The organism is Kitasatospora sp. NPDC049285, from assembly GCF_040678815.1.
Lineage (GTDB): Bacteria > Actinomycetota > Actinomycetes > Streptomycetales > Streptomycetaceae > Kitasatospora.
The window spans coordinates 1-14,369 of record NZ_JBFAQR010000064.1; the positions used below are offsets into that span (position 1 = coordinate 1).

The window sequence follows — 14,369 nt, forward strand, 5'->3', positions numbered from 1 at the left end:
TGCACAAGACGTTCGAGCCGTTGTTCGACCGGTATCAGAACTGGTTGCGGGAGCGGCAGTGGCGTGAGAACCCGGACGGGGCGAAGTACTTCGGGTTGCTGCATCCGTTGAACTTCGTGTCGTTCGTGGCGAACATGACCGGCAATCCGGCGCCGTTCCCGGTGCCGCGGCCGGGTGGGCACGACGGTGACGAGTCGTGGGGGCAGAGCGCGAAGGACCTGGCGAAGTGGTTCTTCTCCAACCCGTTCTCCGGGTTCGACCTGCGCTCCGACACCCCGATCGTCAACCTCTTCACCTCGCGCGGCGCTGGCGCGGTGCGGGAGGAGAACCCGGACGTTCGAGCGCTCGGCGACGTGCTCGGCGGAGTCCGCACCGTCAGCGACACCGACACGGAGCAGTACACCCTCCCCGCACCCGACCTCGGCGATCCGTTCACCCCCGATACCGTGCGTCTGCGCACGGACAGCGCCCCCGCGCCGGACGCGATGGCGGCGGTGCTCGCCGGTGGGCGCAGCCCACTGGAGGCGATGCTGGACCGCCTGCGCACCGAGGCCACCCCGAGCCACCACGCCCCTGGCGGACCGTCACCTGCGACCGGTACCGTCGGGCGCGACCGGGAAGCCGGTCCGTCGGAGCACCAGACGGCGCTGGACGGGATGTTCTCCCGCCCCGACGACGGCGACGACCACACGCCCACCCCCGCCGACGACCCCACCTCCGCCCCCGCCGACGACCACGCGCCCACGGCGGCTGCCGCGGGCGACCCGCGCTCACCCGTGGCAGCCGCCGTCCGCCCCGCGCACGACCACCCGCCACAGCCACTGCACGCGCAGCCCGGCAGCGCCGACCCCGCCCTGCCGCTGTCCCTCGCACCCGTGCACGTCGCCTTCCCCCGCGGCTCCAGCACCATCGAACCGGCCATGGACAGGATCGTCGCGGACACCGCCCGCCGCCTCGCCCCGGAACTGGTACGCCGTCACCACGCCGGACAGCCGATGCCGGTGATCAGGGTCACCGGCGGCGACGACCCCGACCGCGCCCACGGGCCCGCCCGCGCCGCCGCCACCGCCGCCGCCCTCCAACACCACCTGCGCACCGAACTCGCCCGCCACGGTGTCGACACCGACCCGCCGGTGAGGGCCGAACTCTTCGGCACGCTCCACCGCACCGCCCGGCAGCCTGTCGCCGCCATCACCCTCGACTACGCCAGCGTCGCCGACACCCTCCACCTCCGCCCCACCCGTACCGGCGTCCTGGTCACCGACCCCGCCGCACCCGCCGAGGACCACAGCCGCGCCGCACACGCCCTCGACCTCCTCCCGCGCTCCGATGACGCCTACACCGTCGCCATGCACACCGGCGACAACGGCGCCCCGCTCAGCCCGCACCAACTCGCCGACGTCCTCCTCGCCGCCTACGACCGGGGGAACCTCGACGGCAAGACCCGTATCGACTTCCTCTCCTGCCGCCTCGGCGAGCCGGCGGGCCGCCACGTGCCCGAGGCGATGCGGGCGCTGTGGGCGCATCAGACGGCGAACCCCCGCCCGGCCGCGGCAGGCCCGTTCACCGGGCGGGCACCCGCGGGAGACCTGTGGATCGCCCCCACCACTACCGGCCACCACACCGTCGTCCTCGCCGACCACCTCGGCCTCCGCCCCGACGGCACTCCCGCCGTCGTCACCAGCCACACCTCCCACTGGCGCACCTACACCCACGCCGGCGACCCCACCCACATCGCCCTCGAAACCGACCACCCCCACGACAACCCACCAGCCGACCTGGAACAGCTCGACGGCGCCGTCAAGTTCGGCCCGGAGCGCCGTCCCAGTCAAACCCGCGGGTACCCTCCCGCTCGATCCGGTCCCGTCGGCGTCGGTCGGCGCCCCGGTTCGGCACCGGGTGGTGAGGCACCTGGCGGAACGGCAGGGGGGGTGTCCGGAGTGGTGCTTCCCGGTTCGGTGGCACGTACGAGTGATGGGGACTGGCGAAAATGGCTCGGCATCGCTTTCCGCAGCCGTATCGCGCACACGTTCGAGCAGAAGGCCAACTCGGTATCGGTCAGTGTCAACAGCAAGGTGTTCAAGCTGCCGGAAGGTGCACGCCGCGCACTGTTCGCGCACCAGGTGCTGAGGGGCACGCGCCTCGACGACGTCAAGAGGGTCAGGTTCACCAATCCGGCGGGTGACCACTTCGAGGCCTCGCTGGGCGACCGCCCGGTATCTGAGGAACTGTTCCAACCCGGCACCCGCCCCGTATTCGGCGTGTTCATGACCGTGCCGACCCCTCCGGCTGATCGTGGGAACGACCCCGCGTTCGTGGGTTGGTACGGGCGGCTGGTCGACGAAGACGGCCAGCGGTGCGTGGCCTGGTCCCTCACCGGCGGCGAGGAGTTCAGGGCCGAGCCCGAACGGACGCCGTACGACGAGCCGCCCGCCGTCTACCGCCGTCGGCTCGCGCAGGAGCGGCGTGCCGCCTCAGCGGCCGCCGCCGGCCGGGGCATCAGCGGCAGCGGACCGGAGGCGGACCCGGGCATGTCGGCGTTGCCGCACGGCGGTACCGGTGCGGCCGGGGACGTGGCCATGGGAACCCGCACCGCTGACGGTCCGCAAGGTGGCGAGCTCGGCACCGGGGAGTCCCGTCTGCACGCCGAGCAGCCCCGGCAGGGACTGCTGGTGCTCGATCCCGTGAGCGGGACCGTCACTGCGATCCACCCTGACGGCACTATCACGGAGCCCGGCTTCGAGGAGGCCATGGTGCTCGCGGCCGAATCCGGCTACACCGTCCTCACGGGTTCGCCGGACCAACAAACCGACACCTCGGCCATGCTGTACCGCGACGAACGGCCGCTGGACCACGTCGGTCCGGCAGGTGATGGACCCGGGGACGGCACGGGAGTCTCGGAGCCGCTCGCCTCCGCTGGAGCGGGTGCGCTGCTGTCCAGGTTGGATCTGACGGTCGATCCGGTGCTGGGTGACGGGAACTGCTTCTTCCGCGCGTTGGCGCGTATGCGTCCCGAGCACGGCACCGAGGCTGACCTTCGCGCGGCGCTGGCGCGTGACTTCGGGAATCTGTTCGACGATTTCACCGTTGGTCCGACGCTGCTCGCCGAGGTGTTGACGGACAGTCGGCTCCTGTACGACCTGTTGCAGCTGACGCCTGAAATCCTGCCGTACCAGCTTGCCGACGCGGAGCTCTACACCGGTCTCCTGGCTCGGCTGCGCAGTGAGTTCGGTCCGGTCTGGGCCGCTGTCCTGGACCAGCTCACGGTCGACCGCCGCTGGGACAACGCCTTTGGCAGCGCCGCGCCGCTGCTCTACACACGGTACTCCGGGCGGGGGCTGCTGATAGCCGACGTTCGGAGCGGCACTGTCACCGCGGTCCACACCGACTACTCCACGACCTATCCCGACCCCGAGCAGGCCGCCCGACTCGCGTCCGACCACGGCTACCCCGTCCTCGCTCACAGGCCCGGCCACTACGACGCCACCACCTCCGCTTCACCCGCCACCGACTCCCGGCCGGAAGCGCGACGTCGACTCGGGGGTGAACCCGGGCAGACGGGCAGGCCGGAGCCTGCCGTGCCACCGCATGGCGGAGACCTGATGGAGTTCGAGCCGTTCCTCGGTCGTGAATCCGAGCACGCACAGGGCGAGTCGACGCCGCCTCCAGGGGCTCCGGCCGTCGGCGGTGAACACCCGGGCCAGGCACCCCGGGTCCTATTCCTCAAGCGCGTCCGGCACCGCTTCCACCTGGTCGCCGGCGCGACGAAGGCCAGTACCAACGGCGTGATCCTCCACCTGCCCAGGGGCTCCCGGCGCGCGCTGTTCGCGAACCAGCCGCTGAACGGCAGGGTGGACGGCAAGACGGTCACGTTGACCACTCTCGACGGCCGCCATTCGTACGAAGTCCGCCTTGACGGTCCCCGTGAGGCCGAGGCGCACCGAGCGGCCGGTGCCAAGACCACCGTGTTCGGCGTCAAGACGATCGTGCCCGACGTCCCGGCCGATCACCCTGACGGCGAACCGTTCGGCGGTTGGTACGCGCGGCTGGCCGGCAAGGTCGGCCGCCGGGTGATCGTCTGGTCCCGCACGTCGGGCGAGGCCTTCACACCCGAGGACGCCCTGGCGAAGCCGTATGACGAGCCGGACGTCGAGTACAAGTACCGGGTCGCGGTGGAGAAAATGGTCGGAAGGTATGTGCCGCTGCCTGTCTCCCTGGTGGACCCCGCGAACCGGGGCGCGTTCCTCGAACGGGTCGCCGAGCAGGGGCGCGCGGCTGCCACGAGTTCCGCGGTCAGCGTCGCCGGCAGGACATTCCACCTGCCGGCCGACAGGAAGACCCGCAGGTTGTTCGCGGACCAGCCGCTGGACTTCGTGAGGACCGGGAACGTGGTCACGTTCAGCACCCTGGCCGGCGATCGGTTTTCGGTGACCCTCGCCAGGGTCGTCGGGCGCCAGGTTCGTTGCACGGCCGGCGACAGTGCTCAGGTGTTCGACTTGTCCGTGATGGTGCCCAAAGTTCCTGCCGATCACCCTGCGGGAGAGGCGTTCGGAGGCTGGTACGCGAGGCTGGCCGGCGAGGACGGCCGCCGGGTGGTGGAGTGGTCGCGCACACCCGGCGACGGTTTCACCGCCGAGGGTGACCCCACGCCGTACGACGAGCCGGACGACGAGTATGCGTTCCGGATCGCAGTGGAAGCGCAAGCCCGCGCCCGCGCGGCGGAGGAGAGCGGGGTGCCCGCACCGCCTTCGCGCGCGACCACCCCGCACCGCGCCGATGCCACCGACGAGGTCCGACCGGCCGCGGAGCCCGTGGCGGCGGTGGACCCAGTCGGACCGTCGTCTCCCCGCGGCTCGCTCGACCTCCGCGACGACTCCGGCGACGAGTTGATGCCTCAGGCCGATTCCTCCGACGACATGGAATACGCCGACTTCGGTGACGAACCGTCATCCCCGGCCGGGCCGGACGCCGAGCCGCCCGCCGCGGACGACTCGGCCCGGCCCCAGACCCCCACCCCCGGGCCCGATACCGACCTGGTGGGGACCTCCCACGCGACCGGGTCGGCCGGTGCGCCCGCCGGACATTCGGACGACCCCGTTGCTCCACCATCCCCCACGACGGCCGACGTGGCGATGGCGGACGTGGCGATGGCGGATGTCGCGATGGCGGACGGTGACCGTTCCGAGTGGCCTTCGCCCGACGGCCTCACCATGAGCGCTGGGCCCGCTGCGGGCTTTCTCGACACCCTCGACCTCAAGGCCGAACCCGAAGCGGGCTTCGGCGAGATCCTGGACGCCCTCTACGCGAGCCAGGCATCGACTGCGAACCCCATCGTCATCGACGACGGTCAACCGACCCCGACCCGCCAGGAACCGGGCACCACGGAAACCACCGGACGCGACACCCCGAATGGCGAGCCGAGGCGAACCACCGGTGACAGCAGTCCCGTCCAGGCTCCCGCTACCCACGCCGACCACTCCCCGACCTACGTCCGGACCCCGGACATTCAGATGACGGGTGCTCAGACGGGCGTCGCGCAGGCCCCCGTCGCCGGGGTGCCCGCGGTGGGGGACCTGGTGCCGGTGCCCGGGGACGGCCTGTGCCTGCTGTCGTCGGTGGTGGTCAGCGACCCCCTGGCGGTGCGGGAGGGCCTGATCCACGCCGGCGTCGGGGACAGCGACCTCGACCGGATCCTGGCGGACCGGGTCCGGCCGGGTGCGGTCCCGGATGGGATCCGCACCCTCGCGGAGGGCGTACGCGACGCCGTCCGCACCTGGCTCACCAACCGCCGGACCGCCGACGTCCCCGCCGAGATCGTCAGAGTCCTGCGCGCGAGCACCCTCGAGCAACGCCGCGAGTCGCTTCGAAGCATGCCGCGCGGGCGGATCGAACAGCAGTTGCGCGACCTCGGGGTCGATTCCATCCCGAACGCCGACTTCCTCACCGCAGAGGCCACCTATCGACTCCTCGAAGCCGCGGTCGCTGCCAGTCCCCGCACGGACCTGTCGTCGGTGAGCGCCGCACTGGCCGCCAGGGTGCGCTGGCAGTGGGATCCCGAACGCGCGGACGCCGCCCGCCATCAGCTGACCATCCACCGCATCGAGCCGTCCGCGGACCCGACCATCCTGCGCGACCAACTGATCGACCTGACCGCCCGCGAGGCCTTCCGCAACCGCAGGCGCGAGGACCTGGCCGTGGCGAAGATCGCGGACTGGATCGGCTGGCGCTTCGAGGACCGCGACCCGAACGGGACCTTCCAGCAGATCCTCGACCACCAGCCCACCGGACGTCTCCCCCTGGACCTGCTCGACCGCGACGGCCTCGCCGCACTCCTCCTCGCGCAGGACACCCCGCTCACCGCGCAGGAGCTCCGCGACACGATCTCCGCCGTGCGTACCTGGGAGAGCTCCTGGAACGGGCCCTACGGCGAGGTTCTCCCCCCGCTCCTCGCCCACGCCCTCGGCATCCGCCTGCGCATCGCCGTCCATGGCGACACCGACCACATCGAACACCTCGGCCCCCCTGACGCCCCGGTCGTCACCGTTCACCACACGGGCAACCACTACGACGCCAGCGCCGCCGTCACGCCTCCCCGACACACCCGCCAACCCGACGACGGGACCGGATACCGGGACCTCCGAACCGGCACCGCCGGTAGTCGGAGGCGCGACCAGACCGGTACACGCGGCCCGGTCCGGGCAGGCCGCGTGGTCATGCCGGTCGTCGACTGGGCGACGTTCAGAGCTCCGTTGACGGCCCGACAGAAGTTCGAGCACCTGACCAGCATCAACCCCACCCCGCCCCGCCCCGCACCCCAGGCGACGCCCGCCGCGACACCCGCCCCGCGCCGCACTCGGAAGGTCCGCAGCACACCCGAAAGCACCATGGCGTTCCTCTTCGTCTACGGCAGCGCCCAGAACCCCGCCCTGACCCTCGGGGAGGTCGCCGAGCTGAGCTGGCACGGGCGCGACGTCCCCACGGTCGCCGACGTCCACACCCTGCTCATGACGCACGAGAGTGCCTACCGGAGGGACTACCGGCGACTCCACGAACTGCTGGCCGACGCCGCCGACCCGCGATCCCCCCGCCGCCGTATCAAGGAGTTCGCGGAGGCACACAACCTGCACCGTGACACCGTCGGCTACTGGGCCACGCTCGAACCCCCGGGAGCCGGTAGTGCCTGATCGGCGGCTGCGGATATTCGCGTGACGGCGCGGCGGCGCCGTCCCTAGACTCGGCGCGCTGAACCCGTCGTGCCGGAGTCGCCGGTGCGGTGGACCGTGACGTGGAGAGGGAGGGACCGGCCGTGCGAAGCGCCGCTGTCGTCGTTCCCCCGTCGCGGTTCGAGGTGATCCTGGTGTCCTCGACCGGCCGGCGCCCGCTGCGCGGCCGGCGCCGGTAGGACCCGCGAGACATCCCGCTCTTCGAGCACAACTCGGCTGTCATGGACCTCTGCTGACGGCTCGTCGAGTTCCCGTGGTTGTCCGTGAATCGCGCTGCCCTTCCCAGGATCGTCATTCCGAAAGGCACCGGGCCATGCGCACCGACCTCACCACCACCAGCACCCCCGTCACGACCACCGCCGCCCCGATCGCCGCGGTCCGCAACCTCGGCATCCTCGCGCACGTGGACGCCGGGAAGACCACCGTCACCGAGCGGATCCTGTTCCTCGCCGGGGCGATCCACAAGCGCGGCGAGGTGCACGACGGGACGACCGTCACCGACTTCGACCCGCAGGAGCGGGACCGCGGCATCACCATCTTCGCGGCGGCGGTCAGCTGCCGCTGGGACGGCCACCGGATCAACCTGATCGACACCCCGGGGCACGTGGACTTCGCCGACGAGGTGGAGCGTTCGCTGCGGGTGCTGGACGGCGCGGTCGCGGTGTTCGACGCGGTGGCGGGGGTGGAACCGCAGAGCGAGTCGGTGTGGCGGCAGGCGGACCGGCACGGCGTGCCGCGGATCGCCTTCGTCAACAAGCTGGACCGGGCCGGCGCGGACCTGGACGCGGCGGTCGCCTCGATCCGGGAGAAGCTCCATCCGGTGCCACTGGCCGTGCAGTTGCCGATCGGCCGGGAGGGCGACTTCACCGGCGTCGTCGACCTGCTCCGGCTGCGCGCCCTGACCTGGACCGACGCGGCGGACGGCGCGAGCGGCCCGGACGGTGCGGGCAGCCCGGGCGGCGTGGGCAGCGCGGGCGGTGCCGGCGCCTCAGGCGGCCAAGGCGGCGTACAAGTCGGCGAGGTGCCGGAGGAGTTGGCGGCGGAGGCGGCGCTCCGGCGGCAGGCGCTGGCGGAGACCGTGGCCGGGCTGCACCCGGGCGCGCTGGAGGAGTTCTGCGCCACCGGCACGCTCGGCGCCGACACCCTGGCGGCGGCGCTGCGGGAGCTGACCCGGACCGGTGAGGCCGTGGTGGTGCTGTGCGGCTCGGCGTACCGCAACCGCGGCATCGAACCGCTGCTGGACGCGGTGGCGGCGTACCTGCCCTCGCCGCTGGACGTCCCGCCGGTGCGCGGGGAGTTCGACGGCACGGCGCAGGAACGCCGCGCCGATCCCGAACAGCCTTTCGCGGCGCTGGTGTTCAAGGTGAGCGCGGGCGCCACGGGCCGGCTGAGCTGTCTGCGGATCTACTCCGGAACCCTGCGGAAGGGGGACACCGTGCTGGACGCGCGGACCGGGCGCACCGAGCGCATCGGGCGGATCCTGCGCGTGCAGGCCGACCGGCACGCGGAGACCGACCGGGCCGTCGCCGGCGACATCGTCGCGGTGGTCGGCGCGAAGGCCGCCCGCGCCGGGACGACGCTGTGCGCGCCGGACGCGCCGCTGGTGCTGGAGGCCGCCAAGGCCGCCGACCCGGTGGTGACCGTCGCGGTGGAGGCCCGCCGGGCGGTGGACGCCGACCGGCTGGCCGCCGCACTGGCCCGGCTCGCCGAGGAGGACCCGTCGCTGGTGGTGGGCACCGACCCGGAGAGCGGGCAGCGGGTGCTGTCGGGCCTGGGCGAACTGCACCTGGAGGTGGCGGTGGAGAAGCTGCGCCGTGGCGGCCAGGGCCTGGAGGTGACGGTGGGTCGGCCCACCGTCGCCTACCGGGAGACCGTCTCCGGTTCGGTGGCCGGCCTGGTGCTGCGGCACGCCAAACAGGACGGCGGCTCCGGGCAGTTCGCGCAGGTGGTGGTCGACGTCGAGCCGCTCGGCGAGGCCGGGGCGGAGGGTTTCGAGTTCCGTTCCGCGGTCACCGGCGGGCGGGTGCCGCAGGAGTTCGTGCAGGCCGTCGAGGCGGGCTGCCGGGACGCCCTGGCGGAGGGCCCGCTCGGCCACCGGGTGACCGGGGTGCGGGTGACCCTCACCGACGGTGCGACGCACGTGAAGGACTCCTCCGAGCTGGCGTTCCGCACCGCCGGTCGGCTGGTCCTGCGCGAGGCGCTGCGCCGCTGCGGCCCGGTCCTGTTGGAACCGGTCGCGGAGGTCATCGTCACGGTGCCGCCGGACGCGGTCGGCCCGGTGCTCGGCGAACTGGCCTCCCGGCGCGGCCGGGTGCACGGCTCCGAGCCACGGGGCGGCAGCGCCGTGCTCACCGCCACGGTGCCGCTGGCCGAACTGTTCGGCTACGCCACGCGACTGCGCAGCCGCACCCAGGGCCGCGGGACCTTCACCACCCGCCCGGCGGGGTACGCCCCGGCGCCGAAGTAGGCACGGCCTTCGGGTGAGGTGGGACGTGCAAGTGCCTGCGGCGCAACGGTGCTTGCGGCGCAGTAGGCACGGCCTGCGGAGACGTGGCGTGGCGTCAGGCGCAGTGCGTGGTGCCTGCAACGCGGCAGCGCCTGCGGCAATGTGGGTGCGGCCTGCGGTGTCCGTGGGTGGGGTGGCCCCCGTTCGGGTGGGTGGGGCGGGGGCTTCCTTCGGGTGGGGGTGTCAGCGGAGCCAGTCGAGTTCGGCGGCGCGGGCGCCGGCCTGGAAGCGGCTGCGGGCGCTGAGGACGTCCATGACTTCGGCGATGAGGCGTCTGACGGTGCGTTCGGAGACGCCGAGCTTGCGGGCGGCGACCACGTCGGTGTCGCCCTGCTGGAGGATCCGGAGCAGCGCGTGGTGCTGGCCGGACATGCCGTGCGGGTCGCGGGTCCGGGTGTCGCCGAGCGGGGTGGCGCCGGACCAGACGAGGTCGAACAGGCTGCACATGGCGGCGACCGCGCCGCGGCCGTGCAGGACCGTCGCGGTGTCGCTGCGTTCCGGGTCGAGCGGGACGACGGCGGCCTCCCGGTCCACGACGATCATCCGCATGGGGAGGGAGGGCACGGTGCGGACCTGGCCACCGCGTTCCACCAGCCAGCGGGCGTAGTCGGTGGTGGGCAGGTGGTTGCGCACCGAGTCGAGGAAGACGGTGCGCAACTTGACGCCGCGGGCGAGCAGTTCCTCGTCCAGGGGCTGGCTGGCGGCGCGCGCGGCCTCGCTCTGGCCGCCGCCGGGGATGAAGGCGAGCACCTCGGACCTGGTGCGCTCGCCGAGTTCGGCGAGGCGGTCGCGGATGGCGTCGACGCCGACCAGGTCCTCGGACTGGGTGAAGCGGCGGCCGCTGGCCGCCTCGGCGCGGATGATCTCGTAGGCGGCCTGGGCCTGTTCGACCTGCTGGCGGTGGACCAGCAGTTCGGCCTCCCGGTGGGCGAGCAGGGCCTTGAGGCCGACCTCGGGGACCACCGGGCGCAGCGCGAGCGGGTCGTCCCAGGAACTGCGCAGCAGGGACAGCTCGGTGAGCTCCCGGTAGGCGGATCTGGTCTCGGTGGCGGTCAGACCGAGTTCGGCCGGCAGTTCGGCCTCGGCCCGCTCCGGGTTGCGCAGCAGCGCCTGGTACACCAGGCCGGCCGCCTCGCTCAGGCCGAACGCCGTCAGGGTGGCTTGCATCTCAGCCCGCGACCCGGGCGGGCCCGTTCCAGCCGGAACCCCTCACTCCGTATGCCGACATCCCCCGCCCCTTCCGGCTGACACCTGACCACCGGGGTTCAGGTCTAGACCAAAGTGGCGGGTGGTGTCAAAGGTTTGGGCGGGATCGGGGGTGCATCGGGTCACCTGGTGAGATGGCGGTCCAGACGTCCGATCGGACCGGTCGGGCGCCAGGTCATGTACGGGATGTCGTCGTTGCGCCGGGCCTCGTCCGGCGGGGGGACCACGACCGGGTGGTGCAGGTGCACCAGGAAGTCGTTCCAGTGGTAGAGCGCGGTGGCCGACTGCAGGCGCAGCACCAGGTCGACGTCCTCGCCGCCCCAGCCCTCGTAGCGTTCGTCCATGCCGCCGATCCGGTCGAACACCTCGCGGGTCAGCCAGACGCAGCCGCCCACCGGGCGGCGCATCCAGAAGCCGCGCAGGGCCGCCGGGTCGAGGGCCGCGGCGGCGTCCACGCACCGGGTGCGCACGGCCTGCTCGCTGGCCCCCTCGTCCAGGTAGAGGACGTCGCGGTAGGGCAGGAAGGCGCCCACGCCGGGTTCCCGGAACCGGTCGAGGCTGCGGGCGACGAAGGACCGGTCCGGCAGCAGGTCGGCGTCGAACACGCAGACCGTCTCGGCCTTCGCGGCGGAGTTCACCACGCCCGCGTTCACCACCCACGCCTTGTTGAACTTGCCCGGGTGCGGGGCGAACAGGTACTCGTCGGCGAGCGGTTCGATCAGCTCGCGGTGGCGCGGCCGGTCGTCGGCCTCCACCACGGTCACCGTGTAGCCGCCCGCCACCGGCTCCTGGTCGCGCAGCGCCGCCAGGCAGGCCAGCAGGTTGCGCAGCCGGTGGCCGTCGTCGCCGCGGTCCCGGAACGGCACCACCACCTGGGCGGCGCCGCCCGGTTCGTCGGCCCGGGCGCGGACCGGCACCCGCCCCGCCGGCCCGGGCCCGGCGTCACCCACCGCGTCGCCGAGGTGGTGGCCGATCCGGCCGCGCTGGACGGCCTGCCAGGCCAGGTCGGCGAGCGGGCCCATCCGCTCCGGGAACCGCTCGGTCATCGGCAGCAGCGCGGCGACCAGCCGCCGGTGGTGGTCGGGACGGGTCGGCTCGGCGAGCAGCCGCCGGGCGGCCGGCGCGAACGGCGCGCCGTCCTCGTCGGAGGCCAGCCGGGCCAACTCCGCGGTCAGCGGCTCGATCCGGTACCAGTGGTACGGGTTGGTGGCGCGGGCGTGCGGGTCGGCGTGGATGACCAGCGCGTCGGCGATCAGACGGGCCGAGGCGGCCGGGTCGGTGGGGCGAAGCCAGGACATGGCGTCCTCCGATTCCTCACCGGTGCCAGGCCGGTGATACGGGGTCAGGACCGTGTTCGATGGGGTCGCAGGGGTCGGCGGCCGCCGGGTCGGGGGCGCCGCACAGCGGGGCGTCGACGGGCAGCCGGGCGAGCTGCGGGCCCGACCAGCGGCGCACGCCGTGGTTGGCCTGCAGTCGGGCGCCCAGGCCGACGGCGCGCCACAGCACGTCGGTCAGCTCGGTGGTCCAGGCGTCCGGCCAGCCCCGGGCGGGCACCGGGCCGACGGCGTCCAGCACCGCCGCGCACAGCCACGGGCGCAGCGTCGGCGCCGCGGACTCGGCGGGCGCGCGGCCCAGCGCGGCGCCCAACGCCAGCCCGTAGCGGACCACTTCGGTCAGCGGCAGCAGCCGTTCGCGGGCCGGTGGCGGCACCCGGTCGGTGATCGCCACGAACGCCGCCGCGGGTGCCGCGCCGGGCCAGTCGCCGCCGATCCGGTCCATGTGGGCGGACCAGGTGGCCCGCCGCCAGGTGTCCGTGCCGGGGTCCCACAGCGAGATCCGGGCCCGGCCGCCGTGCAGCAGCGGGAGCACCGCGGGCAGCGGGCTGACCTCGTCGCGCAGCCGCCCGTCGTACGGCAGCGCGGCGCTGCAGTCGCAGTCCTGCGCGGCGGGCCGCAGCAGGCTGTCCACCGGGCCGGCGGCCAGGTTGCCGACGTGGATCAGCACGTCCAGCCGGTGTTCCCGGGCGAACCGGCTGAGCAGGGCGTTCGGCGGGCCGCCGGCCGCCAGTGCCACGTTCGCGAACTCGGCGAACGGCACCGCCAGTTCGGACGGCAGCAGGAGCGCCAGCGGGGATAGGCAGTCCTGCGGCACGGCCGCCGCCCAGCCGCAGCCGCGGAGCGCCGCCAGCCGGGCCGCGGCGGCGTTCCACGAGCCGTACTCGACGTGCAGGGCGAGGGCGGCGCGCGGCCGGCCGGCCACCGCCCGGGCCAGTTCGGCGGCGAACTCGGGTGCCAGGCGGGCGCCGTCGCGCACCACCAGGTGGTGGGTGGAGCCGGTGCCGGCCGCCGCGCGCCAGGCCCGGACCAGGGCGGTGGCCGGGTCGGCGTGCACCACCCGGACCGGGTCCAGCGCGCGCAGCCGGCCGGCCAGCGCCGCCACCTGCTCCGGGCGGTCGGTCCCGGCGGCCACCGCCGCGCTCAGCAGGAGGGTCACGGGGCCCGGCCCGCCCCGGCGCCGACCGGGACCGGGCCGGACAGCTCCCGCACCCGCTCGGCCAGACAGTCGAGTTGACTGCCCGTCAGGTCGTCGAACGGCAGGTGGAAGACCAGCCGCTGCAGGCCGTGGGCGGCGTAGCGCTCCAGCAGCGGGCCGAGCAGGTCCGCGCCGACCTGGACCACCGAGATCCGGCCCAGGTCGCGGACCCCGACCGGCATCCGGCGGTCGGCGGTGCTCACCGCGAGGCTCAGCTGCATGGTGCCGGGCAGCGCGGCGGCGGCCGGCAGCGACCGGTCCGACGGGGACGGGGCGTCCGGGTCGGTGAGCCGGTCCGGGGCGAGGCCGGGCAGCATCAGCCCGTCGAGCAGCGGGCCGAGGGCGGTCACCACGCCGGGGTCGCCGCTGGCCAGCAGGAGCGGCGGCGGGAGGAAGCCCGGAGGCTTCTCGAACCGGACGGTGTCCGGCAGGCCCCGTCCGTCCTGGCGCAGCACGTCGTCCAGGGTGCGGACGGTGTCCAGCAGGTTCTGCCGCCGGGAGGCGTGGTCCAGGCCGTACAGCGCGTTGACGTTGGAACGGGAGCCGGCGCCGATGCCCAGCACCAGGCGGTTGCCGGAGATCCGCTGCAGCATCACCACGGAGCGGGCCATGCTCAGCGGGTGCCGGTAGCCGGCGCACAGCACGGCGGTGCCGAACTCCTCGAACGGCAGCCCGGTGCCCATCGCGTGGGCCAGGTCGGCGACCGGGTCGCCGGCCACCGCGCGGTCCGCGCCGTCGTTCTCGGTGAGCGTGACGTCCCGGGTCCACACCCCGGTGAAGCCCAGCTCGGCGACCCGGTGCAGGCGGCGCAGGTCGTGCTGCCAGGGGTCGTCGTACAGCGGGAGCAGGATGCCGGTCCTCACGCGGACCACCCGCCCGCAGCGGCGGCGGGCCGATCGGCC

At 73.7% G+C, this 14,369-nt stretch carries 7 protein-coding genes; 2 read left to right on the top strand and 5 right to left on the bottom strand.

Annotation, left to right across the window (positions count from 1 at the left end; all coding sequences use genetic code 11):
- Positions 1–770: 770 nt before the first annotated feature.
- The gene (locus tag AB0K51_RS29135) at positions 771–1,229 is read right to left on the bottom strand and encodes a hypothetical protein (protein WP_363460234.1); all 459 of its coding nucleotides are present in this window, start codon (positions 1,227–1,229) and stop codon (positions 771–773) included.
- Between the two features lie 120 nt (positions 1,230–1,349).
- Between AB0K51_RS29135 and AB0K51_RS29140 the strand changes: the two genes are divergently transcribed.
- The gene (locus AB0K51_RS29140; protein WP_363460236.1) at positions 1,350–7,184 is read left to right on the top strand and encodes a hypothetical protein; all 5,835 of its coding nucleotides are present in this window, start codon (positions 1,350–1,352) and stop codon (positions 7,182–7,184) included.
- Between the two features lie 352 nt (positions 7,185–7,536).
- On the top strand, positions 7,537–9,690 hold the full coding sequence (locus AB0K51_RS29145) for an elongation factor G (RefSeq protein ID WP_363460238.1): 2,154 nt from the start codon (positions 7,537–7,539) through the stop codon (positions 9,688–9,690).
- A gap of 222 nt (positions 9,691–9,912) precedes the next feature.
- Here AB0K51_RS29145 and AB0K51_RS29150 read toward each other — a convergent pair whose 3' ends face one another.
- From AB0K51_RS29150 to AB0K51_RS29165, 4 genes are all read right to left on the bottom strand, one after another.
- The gene (locus AB0K51_RS29150; RefSeq protein WP_363460240.1) at positions 9,913–10,896 is read right to left on the bottom strand and encodes a helix-turn-helix transcriptional regulator; all 984 of its coding nucleotides are present in this window, start codon (positions 10,894–10,896) and stop codon (positions 9,913–9,915) included.
- A 161-nt stretch (positions 10,897–11,057) separates the two neighbouring features.
- A complete protein-coding gene (locus tag AB0K51_RS29155) occupies positions 11,058–12,233 on the bottom strand; it encodes a galactosyltransferase-related protein (protein WP_363460242.1) in 1,176 nt (391 codons plus the stop codon).
- Between the two features lie 16 nt (positions 12,234–12,249).
- The gene (locus AB0K51_RS29160; RefSeq protein ID WP_363460244.1) at positions 12,250–13,428 is read right to left on the bottom strand and encodes a hypothetical protein; all 1,179 of its coding nucleotides are present in this window, start codon (positions 13,426–13,428) and stop codon (positions 12,250–12,252) included.
- On the bottom strand, positions 13,425–14,330 hold the full coding sequence (locus AB0K51_RS29165; RefSeq protein ID WP_363460246.1) for an LLM class flavin-dependent oxidoreductase: 906 nt from the start codon (positions 14,328–14,330) through the stop codon (positions 13,425–13,427). Before AB0K51_RS29165 ends, AB0K51_RS29160 begins: the two co-directional genes overlap by 4 nt.
- Positions 14,331–14,369 lie beyond the last annotated feature (39 nt).